Origin of the sequence: Streptomyces sp. BK340 (assembly GCF_007827595.1) — a bacterium.
Classification (GTDB): Bacteria; Actinomycetota; Actinomycetes; order Streptomycetales; family Streptomycetaceae; genus Streptomyces.
Window position 1 is genome coordinate 153,044 of sequence record NZ_VISR01000026.1, and the last position, 14,251, is coordinate 167,294.

The following is a 14,251-nucleotide window of genomic DNA, read 5'->3' on the forward strand; positions in this document are numbered from 1 at the left end:
CAAGCACATGACCTCGACACGCACCGCTCTGCGCCGCGCCGCGGCCGTCACCGCCCTCGCCGCCGCCGGAGTGCTCGCCGCGGCCGGTGTCGCCTCCGCGCACGTCACCGTCCACCCGGAGAGCTACGCCAAGGGAGCCACGGACGGCCTGCTCACCTTCCGTGTGCCCAACGAGGAGGACACCGCCTCCACCACCAAGGTGCAGGTCTTCCTGCCCACCGACCACCCCGTGCTCGGCGTACTGGTCCACCCGAGGGACGGCTGGACCGCCAAGGTGACCACCACCAAGCTCAAGACGCCGGTCAAGACCGACGACGGCACCATCACCGACGCGGTCTCCGCGATCACCTGGACCGGCGGGAAGATCGGCGCCGGACAGTACGAGGACTTCGACGTCGCCTTCGGCCAGCTGCCGGACAACACCGACCAGTTGACCTTCAAGACGCTGCAGACCTACTCCGACGGCAAGGTCGCCCGCTGGATCGAGGAGGCCGCGGCGGGCGGGGACGAGCCGGAGAACCCCGCCCCCGTCCTCAAGCTCACGACCGGTGCGGAGAAGACGGCGCCGGAGGCTTCGAAGAGCAGCTCGGGCAGCACGTCGAAGGCCGCCGACTCGAGCGACTCCACCGCCCGTGGTCTCGGCGTCGCCGGACTGGTGGTCGGCGTGCTCGGCCTCGCCGCCGCCGCGTTCGCGATCGTGCGCAGCCGGTCCGCCCGCTCCTGACCGCACGAAGCACGAAGAAGGGCCCGGACCGGCGAACGGTCCGGGCCCTTCCGTCTGCGCCCTCAGCGCCCTGCCAGCTCCAGCACCATGTGCTCCGCCGGCACCTCCGCGACCGTCGTACGCGAGTTCCGCCACAGCCACAGCACATCCCGGCCGAACGACCACACCAGCGAGCCCAGGGCCAGCAGCACGACCGTCAGGTTGGCCGCCCGCGGCAGCAGCTCGGCGCCCGCGAGCAGCAGGCAGATGCCCTGGAGCGCGGCGACCGTCTTGCGCGCGAAGGACGGCGGCAACGGGGCGTTCAGCCACGGGGCGACACGGGCCGCGGCGACGAACCCGTAGCGCATGCCGCCGATCAGCAGCACCCACGGGCCGAACTGCATGGACACGTACACGCTCAGCACCAGGATCAGGAACGCGTCCACCTCCATGTCGAAGCGGGCGCCGAGCGCGCTGGAGGTGCCGGTGCGGCGGGCCACCTTGCCGTCCACGCCGTCCAGGATGAGCGCGACCGCGGTCAGGCCGACCAGCAGCGTGACCGGCGGCGAACTCTCGAAGGAGTCCGCGACCAGCGCGGTGACCCCGCCGACCAGGGTGGCCCGGCCGAGGGTGACCCGGTTGGCGGGACCGAAGGAACTGAGCCGGGAGCGGTGCAGAGCGCGGGAGAGGACCGCCCAGGTGGCGAACGCGAAGGCGAGCCCGGTCAGCCAGCCGGCCGGCCCCATGCCGATCGCCGAGCCGAGCAGGGCCAGCAGCAGGATCTGGACGCCCGCTCCCACGGCGGTCTCCTGCTGAAGCCTTGCGTCAAACGTGTTGTTCAGGGCCACCGCGCATTCCTCCGGCCGAGTGACAGAGTCGATCAACGCCGCGTACTGTGCGCGGCCTGTGCACTTCTCGGTACGTGAACAAGTTCCCTATCGTTCAGGAGGATGCCGATGAACCACTCGGCCCGCGCGTTCTGGCTCCGCTCGCCGGGGCACGGCGAGATCCGTGACGTCACCCTCGCGGAGCCGGCCGAGGGCGAGGTACTGGTCCGCACGCTGTACTCCGGAGTCAGCCGCGGCACGGAGACCCTGGTCTTCCGCGGCGGGGTGCCCGAGTCCCAACACGCGGTGATGCGGGCGCCGTTCCAGGAAGGCGACTTCCCCGGACCGGTGAAGTACGGCTACCTGAACGTGGGCGTCGTCGAGGCGGGGCCGCGGGAGCTCGTCGGGCGCTCGGTGTTCTGCCTGTATCCGCACCAGAGCCGTTACGTCGTTCCGGTGAGCGCCGTCACCGTCGTACCCGAGGGAGTGCCCGCCGAGCGGGCCGTGCTCGCGGGGACCGTGGAGACCGCGGTCAACGCCGTCTGGGACGCGGGGCCCCAGATCGGCGACCGGATCGCGGTGGTCGGCGGCGGCATGGTCGGCTGCTCGGTGGCCGCGTTGCTCGCCCGCTTCCCCGGCGTACGGCTCCAGCTGGTCGACGCCGACCCGGCCCGCGCGAAGACCGCCGAGGCCCTCGGCGTGGACTTCGCCGCACCCGGCGACGCCCTCGGCGACTGCGACCTCGTCGTCCACGCCAGCGCCACCGAACAGGGCCTCACCCGCTCCCTCGAACTCCTCGCCGCCGAGGGCACGGTCGTCGAGCTGAGCTGGTACGGCGACCGGCGCGTAGCCCTGCCGCTCGGCGAGGCCTTCCACTCGCGCCGGCTCACCGTACGCAGCAGCCAGGTCGGCACCGTCTCCCCGGCCGCCCGCGCCGGGCGCGGCTACGCCGAACGGATGGCGCTCGCCCTCGACCTGCTCGCAGACCCGGCCCTGGACGCCCTCGTCACCGGCGAAAGCGCCTTCGAGGAGCTGCCCGAAGTGATGCCGAAGCTCGCCGCCGGCGAGATCCCCGCCCTGTGCCACCGCATCAACTACACCGGCAACGGCCTGACCTGAGAAAAGAGTGAGAGGAGGCTGAACAAGGGGAAGCGAAGAGCCGTACTACACGGCAATCCCCCGGCAGGGAACCGCAGGGGGCACCAGACGCGCCGCACCTGGAGGGTCGTCCGTTGTTCAGCATCACCGTCCGCGATCACATCATGATCGCCCACAGCTTCCGCGGCGAGGTGTTCGGGCCCGCGCAGAAACTGCACGGCGCCACGTTCCTCGTGGACGCCACCTTCCGCCGTGAACAGCTGGACGAGGACAACATCGTCGTGGACATCGGCCTGGCCACGCAGGAACTGGGCGCCGTCGTCGCCGAGCTGAACTATCGCAACCTCGACGACGAGCCCGAGTTCGCCGGGATCAACACGTCCACGGAGTTCCTGGCCAAGGTCATCGCCGACCGGCTCGCCGAACGCATCCACAAGGGCGCGCTGGGCGAGGGTGCCAAGGGCCTCAAGAACATCACCGTCACACTGCACGAGTCGCACATCGCCTGGGCGAGTTACGAGCGTGGCCTGTGACCGAGACGACCGTGGCGAAGGCACGGCTCGCCTACGTGCCCCAGCAGCCCGCCCCTTCCGAGAACGTCGGGATCATTCCCATGTCCCTGCGCACCGTGCACTTCGTCATGCCGGGCGGTGTCGACGACCCGGCCGCCCCGAGCGGCGGCAACGCCTACGACCGACGGGTCTGCCTCGACCTGCCCGGCTTCGGCTGGCAGGCCGTGCGGCACTCCGTGCCCGGCGGCTGGCCGCGCCCCGGCCGGTCCGACCGTGAGGTGCTCGCCCGCGTCCTGCGGGAACTGCCGGACGACACCGTCGTCCTGCTCGACGGCCTGGTCGCCTGCGGCGTCCCCGAGGTCGTCGTCCCCGAGGCCGAACGCCTGCGGATCGCCGTGCTGGTGCACCTGCCCCTCGGCGACGAGACCGGCCTGGACGCGGCCGTGGCCGCCGACCTCGACGCCCGCGAGCGGCAGGTGCTGCGGGCGGTGCCCGCGGTCATCGCCACCAGCGACTGGGCCGTCCGCCGCCTCGTCTCCCACCACGGTCTCGCCCCCGAACGGGTGCACGTCGCCGCCCCCGGCGCCGACATCGCGCCCCTCGCGCCCGGCACCGACGGCGTCTCCCAGCTGGTGTGCGTCGCCGCCGTCACCCCGCGCAAGGGCCAGCACCGGCTGGTGGAGGCGCTGGCCACGGTGACCGACCTGCCGTGGAACTGCGTCTGCGTCGGCGGGCTGACCAACGACCCGGAGTACGTCGCCCATCTGCGCGAGCTGATCCGGCGGCACGGCCTGCAGGACCGGCTGCGGCTCGCGGGACCGCAGGCCGGCGCCGAACTCGACGCCGCCTACGCGGCGGCCGACCTGATGGTCCTCACCTCGTACGCCGAGACGTACGGCATGGCGATCACCGAGGCCCTCGCCCGCGGCATCCCGGTGCTGGCGACCGACGTGGGCGGAGTCCCCGAAGCCGTCGGCCGCGCCCCCGACGGCGGCGTCCCCGGCATCCTCGTCCCGCCGGAGGACCCGGCCGCACTCGCCGCCGAACTGCGTGGCTGGTTCGGCGAACCCGACGTACGCCGTCGTCTGAAGGCCGCCGCCCGCAGCCGCCGCGCGGCCCTGGACGGCTGGGCGACCACCGCGCGCAGCCTGGCCGGCGTCCTCGGCCGGCTGCCCGAGGCACCTAGGAGGGCGGCATGAGCGACACCAGGACCGTGACCGGAGAGATCCCGGCCCAGCCCGGGCCGAGCGACGAGCGGGCGCCGGGTCCGGCACCCCGGCCCGACGACCCGTCCGGCGTGATCGCCGGCGCCGGGCCCGTCGCCCGCCCCGGCGAGCGAGCCACCGTACGGCTGCGGGACGGCGGGCAGGAGGAGCCGGCCCGCTACGCGCCCGAGTGGCTGCAGCTGCGTGAGCCGGCCGACGCCGCCGCCCGGGCGGAGGACCTGCTGGACCCGCTGCGGATCCGGCTGGCCAACCTGCCGGATCGCACCGGCAGCATCGTCGTGCACGACCTGGGTTGCGGCACCGGCTCGATGGGGCGCTGGCTCGCGCCCCGCCTCGACGGCGCCCAGCACTGGGTCCTGCACGACCGTGACCCGTACCTGCTGCACTTCGCCGCCGTGGCCTCCCCGCGCTCCGCCGCCGACGGCAGCCGGGTCTCGGTCGAGACGCGGCGCGGCGACGTCGCCCGGCTCACCCCGGACGCGCTGGCCGGGGCCTCCTTGGTGACGGCCTCGGCCCTGCTGGACGTCCTCACCCGCGAGGAGATCGACGCCCTCGCCGCCGCCTGCGTCGGAGCGGGCTGCCTGGCCCTGCTCACGCTGTCCGTCGCCGGACGCGTCGAACTCACCCCGTCCGACCCGCTGGACGCCGAGATCGCCGAGGCGTTCAACGCCCACCAGCGCCGTACCGGCCTGCTCGGGCCGGACGCGATCACGGTGGCCTGCGAGGCGTTCTCCGAGCGCGGGGCGACGGTGCGGGTGCATCCGAGCCCGTGGCGGCTCGGCCCCGAGGAGTCCGCACTGACCGCCCAGTGGCTGCGGGGCTGGGTGGGCGCGGCCGTCGAGCAGCGACCCGAACTGCGCGAGCCCGCCGAGCGCTATCTGCGCGAACGCCTGGCCGCCTGCGAGGCCGGTGAGTTGCGGGTGGTGCTCCACCACAGCGACCTGCTGGCGCTGCCGGCTGGAGGGGCCTCATGAGCGGGCGGGCGGGCGCGGTGTCGGCCCCGGAGGCCGTGACGGCCTTGCTGGAGCCGCCTGTCGAGGAGGCCGGACACGTCGTCTCCGAGGCCGGGGGGCGCGCTGTCCCGGAGCCCGCGGGACAGGTCGTCTCCGAGCCCGCCGGGCAGGCCGTCTCCGAGCCGGTGGGACACGTCGTCTCCGAGCCTGTGGGGCAGGCCGTCTTCGTGCCCGAGCGGCGCACTGCCCCGGAGTCCGAGCGGCGCGCAGCCCCCGTCGCCGAACAGCGCGCTGCCTCCCTGCCCGAGGGAGACAGCGCCCCCGAGGCAGCGGAGCGCCCCGCGACCGGGCCCGAGGAGCGCACCGCCCGCCGCTTCGACTCCCGTGCTCTGCGCACCCACTTCGGCACCGTCGCCGGGGTGGTCATCCTCGGCGCCCTCCTGTGGCGGCTGGGTACCGGTGTGCTGCTGGACGGGCTGCGGCGGATCGACACGGTGACCCTGCTGGTCGCGCTGGGCATCGGCGTGGTCACCACCGTGTTCAGCGCGTGGCGCTGGCAGTTGGTGGCCAAGGGACTGCGCATCCGGCTGCCCTTCGGCCCCGCGGTGGCCGACTACTACCGGGCGCTGTTCCTGAACGCGGCCCTGCCCGGCGGGGTCCTCGGCGATGTGCACCGGGCGGTCCGGCACGGGCAGAGCGCCGGTGACCTGCGGCGCGGGGTGAAGGCGGTCGTCCTGGAGCGGGTCGCCGGGCAGGTCGCGCTGACCGTGTTCGGCGCGGCGGTGCTGCTGACCCTGCCGTCACCCGTCCGCGACGACGTCCGCACCTTCGCCGCACCGACGGCCCTCGCCGCGGCGGGCACGCTCGCCGTGCTCCTCGCCGTACGGATGAACCGCGCGGCCTCCCGCCGCGGCGGCGCCCTGCGCAGGGGCCTCGGCGAGCTGCGGGAGGGGCTGCTGTCCCGTCAGGCCGGACCCGGTGTCGCCCTGTCCTCGGCGATCATCCTGGCCGGGCACGTCGCGATGTTCGTCGTCTCGGCCCGGGTCGCCGGCTCCGCCGCCTCCGTGGCGGTGCTGCTCCCGCTCGCGGTCCTCGCCCTGGTCGCCATGGGCCTGCCGCTGAACGTCGGCGGTTTCGGCCCCCGCGAGGGCGTCACCGCCTGGGCGTTCGGCGCCGCCGGGCTCGGCGCGAGCAGCGGGGTGGCCGTAGCCGTCGTGTACGGCGTGCTCAGCTTCGTGGCGAGCCTGCCCGGCGCCGTCGTCCTCGTCGCCCGCTGGTACAGCGGGCTGCGCGGCTACCCCCGTACGTCCTCGGAGCCGTCGGCGGACGTGAGCAGCGCGAAAATCGCGCCGAACGATTCCGTGAGGCTCGCCAGCAGTTCCTTCCCCTTTTCCGCCGAACCCAGGGAGGGACGGCCGATGACGCCCGACTCGGTGTAGGCGGACATTCCCACGGTGAGCAGATGACGGCGGTCGTCCGCGGTGAAATCGGCGGACTCGTATCCAGGACGGACGAATTCGGGATGAGCGTGCAGCAGAATGGAGGTCTCGATTTCCCCTGCGTGCATGTCGGTGAGCAGCGAGGTGCGCACTCCCGCCGCCTCCCGCGCCGCCTCCCAGTCCTCGGCAGCCGGGAACAGTCCCATCGTCTCGCCGCGCGCGGAGGCTTCCTGTACGACGTTGCCCAGCACATAGTTGCCGCCATGCCCGTTGACCACGACGAGCGCGTCGACACCGGAGCGGCGCAGCGACGCCGCGATGTCCCGGACCACCGCATGGAGGGTCACGGCGGAGATGCTGACGGTCCCCGGCCAGGCCGCGTGCTCGTGCGAGCAGGAGACCGTCACCGGAGGGAGGAGGTGTACCGGGTACGCGGCGGCGATCTCCCGCGCCACGGTACAGGCGATCAGCGTGTCGGTCGCCAGCGGAAGGAAGGGGCCATGCTGTTCGAAGCTGCCGACGGGAAGGACCGCGACCTGAGTTGAAACGCTCGCCCCCCGCATCCGTACGTCTTCCGTGGTGTCTGCCGGCACCACCCCGTATGCCGCCGAACGCGCGCCCGAACCACTCATCTTTTCCCGGCCTTTCGTCTCTGCTTAGGAATCAGATCATGACAGAAAACATCGGCATCCTCGGCAAGAAGTCCCCGCGGCGTTCGGGCGCGGAACGCGTTGTGAATACCCCGCTGCCCACCGTGTACGGGAAATTCCAGGCGATCGGCTACCTGGACCACGACCGCGGTGACGAGCAAGTCGCCCTGGTGTACGGGGAGATCGGCGCCGACAACGTTCTCGTCCGGCTGCACTCGGAGTGCCTGACCGGCGACGCGTTCGGCTCCCAGCACTGCGAGTGCGGCGACCAGCTGGCCGCGGCGCTGCGTGCGGTGGTCGCCGAAGGCAGCGGCGTCGTCGTGTACTTGAGGGGCCACGAGGGCCGTGGCATCGGTCTGCTGGCGAAGCTGCGCGCGATGGCCCTGCAGGCGGAGGGCCTGGACACGGTCGAGGCGAACCTGGCCCTCGGGCTGCCGGTCGACGCCCGTGACTACGGTGTCGCCGCGCAGATCCTGCAGGACCTCGGGGTGGGCTCGGTGCGGCTGATGTCCAACAACCCGCGCAAGCGGGAGGCGCTGGTGCGGCACGGCATCCAGGTCGCCGAGCAGGTCCCGCTGCTGATCGAACCGTGCGAGAGCAACATCACGTACCTGCGGACGAAGCGGGAGCGACTGGACCACCACCTGCCCCATCTGGACGCGGTCGCCCACGGCTCCTGATTCGGCGGGCGGCCGTACGGACAGGATCAGGGGGTGACCGACGACGACGTCCTCTTCCTCTCCGCGGCCGAGGTGACCCGGCTGCTCGGCGCGGACGCGGCGATCGCCTCGCAACGGGCGGCCTTCACCGCGCTCGGCACGGGCGAGGCCGACACGCCCGGCAAGATCATGCAGCCGAGCCGCTTCGACGACAGCGTGGTCTTCGCCTACGTCTCCCGGCTGTCCAAGGACACGGGGGCGGTGGCGAAGTTCGGCAGCGTCAACCCGGGCAACGCCGCCGCCGGGCTGCCCACCGTGCACGCGGTCGTCACCGCGCTCGACCCCGGCACCGGGCGGCTCGCGGCCGTCCTGGACGGTACGGCGGTGACCACGCTGCGTACGGCCGCGGGCAGCGCCGTGGCCGTGGACGCCCTCGCCGTGCCCGGCCGCACGGAGCTGGCGCTGCTCGGCTCCGGCACCCAGGCCCACGCCCACGCCCGCATGATCGCCCGGGTGCGCGAGGTGACGGCGGTACGGCTGTGGAGCCCGACCCCGGGCCGCCGCACCGCGGCCGCGGACACCCTCGCCGCCGGACTCGGCGTTCCCGTCCGGGCGGTGGACAGCGCCGAGGAGGCCGTGACCGGCGCCGGGGTGGTCGCCGCCTGCACGCTCAGCAGGACGCCCGTGGTGCGCGGCGCATGGCTGGCCCCGGGCTGCACGGTGGTCAGCGTCGGCTCCTTCGAGCCCACCCGCCACGAGGTCGACACCGACGTCGTACGACGTGCCGCGGCCGTCGTCGTGGACGACGCCGGTACCGCGGCCGGGCACGCCGGGCCGATCGTGGACGCCCTGCGCGACGGACTGCTCAGCCCCGACGCCCTGATCCCGCTGGGCGAGGTGCTCACCGGCCGCCGCGGCGCCCGTACCGCACCGCAGGACATCGTCTACTACAACAGCACCGGACTCGGCATCCAGGACGCCGCGGCGGCCTGGGCCGTGATCCGCGCCGCGAAGGAGACAGCCGAGTGACCCTTCAGGCCCGGGTGGTCATCGTCGGCGGCGGGGTGATGGGCACGAGCATCGCCTACCACCTGGCGCGCGCCGGAGTGCGTGACGTCGTCCTGGTCGAACGCGACGAACTGGCCGCCGGCTCCACCTCCAAGGCCGCGGGCGGCGTACGGGCGCAGTTCTCCGACGAGCTGAACATCCAGCTCGGCGCACGAAGCCTGGAGGCCTTCGGCCGGTTCGGGCGGGAGCTGGGGCAGGACATCGGACTGCACCGGGTCGGCTATCTGTTCCTGCTGTCCACGCCCGAGGAGGTCGCCTCCTTCGAGGCGGGGGTGCGGCTGCAGAACTCCCTCGGCGTGCCCAGCCGGATGCTCACCCCGCAGGAGGCCCGCCGGCTCTCCCCGCTGATCACCACCGACGGGCTGCTGGCCGCCGCCTACTCCCCGGACGACGGCCACTGCACACCCGAGACCGTCGTCCACGGCTACGCGGCCGCCGCCCGCGCCCACGGCGCCCGCATCCTGCGCCACACCGAACTGACCGGCATCGAACTGCACGGCGACACCGTCACCGCCGTCAGCACCACCCTCGGCCGCATCGCCACCGACACGGTGATCTGCGCGGCCGGCGCCTGGTCAAGGGCGGTGGGCGCGATGGTGGGCGTGGACCTGCCGGTGCAGCCGCTGCGCCGCCAGATCGCGGTCACCGAACCCGTACCCGGCCTGCCGCCGACGCTCCCCATGACCATCGACTTCACCACCAGCCTCTACTTCCACGCCGAGGGCCCCGGCCTGCTGCTCGGCATGTCCGATCCTGACGAGAAGCCCGGTTTCGCCACCGACACCCACGACCGCTGGATCCCCCGGCTGTACGAGGCGATGCAGCGCCGCGCCCCCGCCCTGCTCGACCTGCGCCGCACCGGCACCTGGGCGGGTCTGTACGAGAACACCCCCGACCACAACGCCCTGATCGGCGAGGCGCCTTCGGTGTCCCGCTTCCTGTACGCGACCGGCTTCTCCGGCCACGGCTTTCTGCAGGGACCCGCCGTGGGCGAGATCGTCCGCGATCTGTACCTGGGCCGCGTACCCTTCCTCGACGTCCGCCCCCTGAGCGCCGGCCGGTTCGCGGCCGACGCCCCGCGCCCGGAGGCCAACCTGGTATGACCGAGCTCCACCTGTGGCTGCGCCACGAGGCCCGTACCACCGAGCGGCGCACGCCGGTGGTCCCCGCCGACGCCCGCCGCCTGACCCGGAGCGGGGTACGGCTGACCGTGGAGGACTCCCCGCAGCGGATCTTCCCCGTCGAGGAGTACGAGGCGGCCGGCTGCCGCCGCGCCCCGGCGGGCTCCTGGCCGACGGCACCGCGCGACGCCGTGATCCTCGGCCTGAAGGAACTCCCCGACGAGCCGTCGTCGTTGCCGCACCGCCACATCTTCTTCGGGCACGCCTACAAGCAGCAGCCCGGGGCGACGGAGCTGCTGCGCCGGTTCGCCGCCGGGGGAGGAGCACTGCTGGACCTGGAGTACCTGGTGGACGACCAGGGCCGCAGGCTGGCCGCCTTCGGCTACTGGGCGGGCTACCTGGGCGCCGCGCTCGCCGTGCTCCAGCACCGGGGCCGCCTGGTGGCGCCCCTGCACCCGACCACCAAGGAGCACCTGGACGCGGCCCTCGAACCGACGCCCGCAGACGCGGACTTCACGGCACTCGTCGTCGGCGCGCTGGGCCGCAGCGGCCGGGGCGCCGCGGCCGCCTTCGACACCGCAGGCGTCACCGCGACCCACTGGGACCTCGCCGAGACCCGCACCCTCGACCGCCCGGCCCTGCTCGGCCACGACGTGATGGTGAACTGCGTCCTCGCCACCACCCCCGTCCCGCCCTTCCTGCGCGAGGCCGACCTGGACGTCCCGACCCGCCGCCTGCGCACCCTGTGCGACGTCACCTGCGACGTCGGCTCCCCGCTGAACGTCCTGCCCGTGTACGACCGCACCACCGACTGGACGGACCCCGTGCGCCCGCTGCGCAAGGAGCCGCCCCTGTCCCTGATCGCCATCGACAACCTGCCCTCGCTCCTGCCCCGCGAGTCCAGCTCCGACTTCTCGGCGGCCCTCGTGCTGCAACTGCTCGACTTCGGTGCCTCGGACGTGTGGCAGCGCTGCCTCGACCGCTTCCACCAGGCCTGCCGTGAGCTGGGAATCGTCGACGAAAGGGAGTTGCCCCATGACTGACCGAGTACCGGCGTCCGGCACCGTCCACTGGGTCGGCGCCGGCCTGTCCACCGGCAGCGGACTGGCCGCACTCTGCGACACGGCCGAACGAGTACGGCTGTGGCACCGCACCGAGGAACGCGCGGCCGGCGCCCTGGCCACCCTGGGCCTGACCGGCCGAGCCGAACCCCGCGCCTTCACGCTCCCCGCGCTCACCGCCGAACTGGCAGCCGGGGACGTCGTCGTATCGATGCTGCCCGCCCCGGAGCACGCCGCACTCCTGGCCGCGTGCGTAGCCGGACGAGCCCATTTCTCCTGCTCCAGCTACGTCTCGCCCGAGGTCCTGGACCAGGTGCCGACGGCAGCGGCGGCCGGCCTGGTCGTCCTCACCGAGGCGGGCCTGGACCCGGGCATCGACCACCTCTTCGCGCACAGCCTCATCGGCAGGGCGCGCACGGAGATCGGCGCTGACACCCCGGCGGCCTACCGCCTCACCTCCTACTGCGGCGGCGTCCCCGCGGTCCCGAACGACTTCCGGTACCGCTTCAGCTGGGCACCCCTCGGCGTCCTCAACGCCCTCCGCTCACCGGCCCGTTACCTGGAGAACGGCACCGAGACCACGGCCACCCGCCCCTGGGAGGCGACCCGGCCCCACACCCTCTCCGGGGAGACCTTCGAGGCCTACCCGAACAGGGACAGCATCCCCTTCATCGCCCAGTACGGCCTCCCGCCCGCCTGGACCCCCAGCACCTTCGTACGGGGAACCCTGCGCCTGGACGGCTGGCTGAAGGCATGGGAGCCGGTCTTCGAGGAGCTGAGGGCGGGCGACGACGAGACCATCGCCGCCCTGGCCCGAGAGCTGGCGGCGACCTACCCGACGACGGACGAGGACCGCGACCGCGTCGTCCTGTCGGTGTCCCTGGAGGTCGAGACCCCGGACCGCACCTGGACGGGCGGCTACCTCCTCGACCTCGTGGGCACCGCCGAGGAGTCGGCCATGGCCCGCTGCGTCTCCCGCCCCCTGGCCCTGGGCGTCCGCCACATCATGGACGGCAGCCTGCCGGCGGGACTGAACCGGGCGGCCGAGACGGCGGAGCGGGCGGACGTCTGGCTCGCCGAACTCGCGGAGGAGGGACTGGACTTCACTCTGCGACTCGGCCGGTAGGAGCGGATCCGCTCTCGCGCAGGTCGTCGATGCGGACCCGCAGGCCGGACCGGCGCGAGGTCCAACGCCGCAGGTCGTCCACGGCCGGCAACCCATGCGAGCGCAGCGCCCTGTCCGGCAGGAACCGGATGAGCGTCCCGGTCGTCCCGTCGGCCTGGAGGGGTTCCGGATCGGTCACCGGAACCCCGTGCTCATAGCGCTGGGTCCAGGCTCCGTCGAGGCGGCGATTGGTGTGGATCAGCCACTCGCTGAGCGCCGCCACGACGGACATGCCACGACGCGGGTGCCCGTCCGGAAGGCTCTCCGCGTCCGGAGAGTCGAAGAACCTCAGGTCCTTGGTGGCCATGACCGGCTTCTTCACGATCCGGCCGCGCTCATCGACGCGCGTGTCGGTGCCCCGGCCGTCATCGGCCACGGACACGGAGCCGTCGCGATGCAGAGTGATCGCGCATCGTCCCCCTGCACCGCTCGCCGCCTCGTCGGCGGCGTAGGCGACGACCTCGAGGACGAGGTGCCCCGGGCCACCGGGAGCGAACTCGGCCGGCGCACGACGAATCTGCGCAAGGTGGTGCAGATCCGAGACGCGGGCCCAGTCGTGGGTGGTATTGACCCAGGAATCCCTCGATCCGACTGCCCCATCTAACCCATCTGACCAATCCGACCCATCCGACTCATCCATCCAAGGAGTATGACGAGCTTCAGGGGCCGAACCACCTCACAGACAGCAGCGGCAGTAAAGATGGGCGCCCGCCGTCCGCGCACGGGAGGCCAGGGACTTGAACGTGTCGACCATGTCCTTGGCGTCGAGGTAGTCCGCGAAGTCGATCTCCTCGATCTCGTACCAGTGGGCCGCGACCATCGGGACGGCGTCCTCGGGCAGATCGGCGAGAACGTCCCGCCAGCGGTCGGGGATCTGCTCGAGGACCCGCCCTGTCTCCCAAGGGGAGTCGGGTTCGACGGACTCGCCCTGGGGGTAGGGCGGTTCGGGCCAGAACAGTTCCGGTCTGATGGCAGTGTGATGGAACCTCCTCGCCGGCGGCGCCGTCGGCAACCGTCACAGACCCTCAAATACTCCTCAGAATCGCCGGCTTGTGATCGTTGTGCTCATGACGGACGGGTAGCGTCAGGGTCTTGATCGCCAACCGGGTGATCCTGTGGAGCGGGCTGGGAAGACGAGCCTGCGAACGTCCGGGACAGGGTGGAAGTAGTGGGAGACATCGTCATGAGCCCTCCGATCGTTCGGCACGCCGTTCCGGCATGCGCGGCCGTTGCCGCATCGGTCCTGCTCCTTGCCTCCTGCAGCCAGGATTCCGATCAGCACGGCGCGGGGCGTTCCACGCCCCCTCCGCAAGCCACCGCCCACGCTCCGGCGTCAAGTTCGACACCGGAGACAGCATTGCTGAGGCAGGCGACATCCGTCGTGACCAGCGTGTCCGGAGGTGTGCTCCTGGAGGGCGGATCGGAGCGTGTCGGAGACGGGATTCATACTCGCCCGGTGCTGAACAAGGGGAAGACGTACCGACTGGTCCTGACGTGCGTCGGTGAGGGCAGTGCACGCCTGACCGTCGCCCCTGCGGCCTCGGGTTCCGACGCAACTGTTCCTTGCGACCGGTCCGTGGTCCAACAGCGGATCAACGGGAGCGGGACGGTCCGAATCGATGTTGTCGGGGCACAAGGGTCTACGGGCGCCCTTGCCTGGCGAATCGTCACGGTCTAGGTGTATTGATCACGAGCGTTGTTGACACTGGGTCTTGATCATGGCGAAGACCTCCGGTGTGGTGGAGCTGTCTAGGAACGCACCACACGGA

Annotated in this window: 14 protein-coding genes and 1 pseudogene; 11 read left to right on the forward strand and 4 right to left on the reverse strand. The window is 72.5% G+C overall.

What is annotated here, in order from left to right; genetic code table 11:
• Positions 1-7 precede the first annotated feature (7 nt).
• A complete protein-coding gene (locus tag FB157_RS35270) occupies positions 8-724 on the forward strand; it encodes a YcnI family protein (protein ID WP_145884811.1) in 717 nt (238 codons plus the stop codon).
• A 62-nt stretch (positions 725-786) separates the two neighbouring features.
• On the opposite strand, the gene FB157_RS35275 is transcribed toward FB157_RS35270, so the two are convergent.
• Entirely contained in the window at positions 787-1,551 is a 765-nt protein-coding gene (locus FB157_RS35275; RefSeq protein WP_145884774.1) for a CDP-alcohol phosphatidyltransferase family protein, read from the reverse strand.
• A 108-nt stretch (positions 1,552-1,659) separates the two neighbouring features.
• Between FB157_RS35275 and FB157_RS35280 the strand changes: the two genes are divergently transcribed.
• The 5 genes and pseudogenes from FB157_RS35280 to FB157_RS35300 all read left to right on the forward strand — a co-directional run.
• Complete coding sequence (locus FB157_RS35280; protein WP_145884776.1) at positions 1,660-2,649, forward strand: zinc-binding alcohol dehydrogenase; 990 nt, start codon at positions 1,660-1,662, stop codon at positions 2,647-2,649.
• Between the two features lie 113 nt (positions 2,650-2,762).
• Positions 2,763-3,161: a 6-carboxytetrahydropterin synthase gene (locus FB157_RS35285; protein ID WP_145884778.1), complete on the forward strand. Its 399-nt coding sequence runs from the start codon at positions 2,763-2,765 to the stop codon at positions 3,159-3,161.
• Positions 3,158-4,339, forward strand: a complete 1,182-nt coding sequence (locus FB157_RS35290) for a glycosyltransferase family 4 protein (RefSeq protein ID WP_145884780.1) — start codon at positions 3,158-3,160, stop codon at positions 4,337-4,339. Before FB157_RS35285 ends, FB157_RS35290 begins: the two co-directional genes overlap by 4 nt.
• A complete protein-coding gene (locus FB157_RS35295; RefSeq protein ID WP_145884782.1) occupies positions 4,336-5,340 on the forward strand; it encodes a class I SAM-dependent methyltransferase in 1,005 nt (334 codons plus the stop codon). Before FB157_RS35290 ends, FB157_RS35295 begins: the two co-directional genes overlap by 4 nt.
• Positions 5,337-6,512, forward strand: a pseudogene (locus tag FB157_RS35300) (lysylphosphatidylglycerol synthase domain-containing protein); the annotation flags it as partial. The gene FB157_RS35295 and the pseudogene FB157_RS35300, both read left to right, overlap by 4 nt.
• Positions 6,513-6,613: 101 nt before the next feature.
• Here the strand turns inward: FB157_RS35300 and FB157_RS35305 are convergent.
• Positions 6,614-7,390, reverse strand: coding sequence for a creatininase family protein (locus FB157_RS35305; protein ID WP_145884783.1), 777 nt, complete (start codon positions 7,388-7,390; stop codon positions 6,614-6,616).
• Between the two features lie 38 nt (positions 7,391-7,428).
• On the opposite strand from FB157_RS35305, the gene ribA reads away from it, so the two are divergent.
• The 5 genes from ribA to FB157_RS35330 are packed head-to-tail and all read left to right on the forward strand — an operon-like array spanning position 7,429 to position 12,443.
• Positions 7,429-8,088, forward strand: coding sequence for a GTP cyclohydrolase II (ribA, locus tag FB157_RS35310; RefSeq protein WP_145884785.1), 660 nt, complete (start codon positions 7,429-7,431; stop codon positions 8,086-8,088).
• A 33-nt stretch (positions 8,089-8,121) separates the two neighbouring features.
• Positions 8,122-9,096 (forward strand): ornithine cyclodeaminase family protein, encoded by a 975-nt coding sequence (locus tag FB157_RS35315; RefSeq protein WP_145884787.1) that lies wholly within the window; start codon positions 8,122-8,124, stop codon positions 9,094-9,096.
• On the forward strand, positions 9,093-10,238 hold the full coding sequence (locus tag FB157_RS35320; protein WP_145884788.1) for an FAD-binding oxidoreductase: 1,146 nt from the start codon (positions 9,093-9,095) through the stop codon (positions 10,236-10,238). Before FB157_RS35315 ends, FB157_RS35320 begins: the two co-directional genes overlap by 4 nt.
• Positions 10,235-11,299, forward strand: coding sequence for a saccharopine dehydrogenase (locus FB157_RS35325; protein ID WP_145884790.1), 1,065 nt, complete (start codon positions 10,235-10,237; stop codon positions 11,297-11,299). The genes FB157_RS35320 and FB157_RS35325 overlap by 4 nt, the downstream gene beginning before the upstream one ends.
• Positions 11,292-12,443: a saccharopine dehydrogenase family protein gene (locus FB157_RS35330; RefSeq protein WP_145884791.1), complete on the forward strand. Its 1,152-nt coding sequence runs from the start codon at positions 11,292-11,294 to the stop codon at positions 12,441-12,443. The genes FB157_RS35325 and FB157_RS35330 overlap by 8 nt, the downstream gene beginning before the upstream one ends.
• On the opposite strand, the gene FB157_RS35335 is transcribed toward FB157_RS35330, so the two are convergent.
• Both FB157_RS35335 and FB157_RS35340 read right to left on the reverse strand, forming a co-directional pair.
• Positions 12,421-13,122 (reverse strand): ATP-binding protein, encoded by a 702-nt coding sequence (locus FB157_RS35335; protein WP_261386736.1) that lies wholly within the window; start codon positions 13,120-13,122, stop codon positions 12,421-12,423. The two genes, FB157_RS35330 and FB157_RS35335, sit on opposite strands and share 23 nt — an antisense overlap.
• 36 nt (positions 13,123-13,158) lie before the next feature.
• Positions 13,159-13,494 carry a hypothetical protein gene (locus tag FB157_RS35340; protein WP_145884793.1) on the reverse strand — a complete coding sequence of 112 codons (336 nt, stop codon included), beginning with the start codon at positions 13,492-13,494 and terminating at the stop codon, positions 13,159-13,161.
• Positions 13,495-14,251: the final 757 nt, after the last annotated feature.

What these genes read in the sequence shown, in the direction of transcription:
- FB157_RS35325 (WP_145884790.1), top strand. Translation starts at nt 10,235, where the DNA reads ATGACCGAGCTCCACCTGTGGCTGCGCCACGAGGCCCGTACCACCGAG.
- FB157_RS35280 (WP_145884776.1), top strand. Translation starts at nt 1,660, where the DNA reads ATGAACCACTCGGCCCGCGCGTTCTGGCTCCGCTCGCCGGGGCACGGC.
- FB157_RS35335 (WP_261386736.1), bottom strand. Translation starts at nt 13,122, where the DNA reads ATGGATGAGTCGGATGGGTCGGATTGGTCAGATGGGTTAGATGGGGCA.
- FB157_RS35270 (WP_145884811.1), top strand. Translation starts at nt 8, where the DNA reads ATGACCTCGACACGCACCGCTCTGCGCCGCGCCGCGGCCGTCACCGCC.
- FB157_RS35305 (WP_145884783.1), bottom strand. Translation starts at nt 7,390, where the DNA reads ATGAGTGGTTCGGGCGCGCGTTCGGCGGCATACGGGGTGGTGCCGGCA.
- FB157_RS35295 (WP_145884782.1), top strand. Translation starts at nt 4,336, where the DNA reads ATGAGCGACACCAGGACCGTGACCGGAGAGATCCCGGCCCAGCCCGGG.
- FB157_RS35330 (WP_145884791.1), top strand. Translation starts at nt 11,292, where the DNA reads ATGACTGACCGAGTACCGGCGTCCGGCACCGTCCACTGGGTCGGCGCC.
- ribA (WP_145884785.1), top strand. Translation starts at nt 7,429, where the DNA reads ATGACAGAAAACATCGGCATCCTCGGCAAGAAGTCCCCGCGGCGTTCG.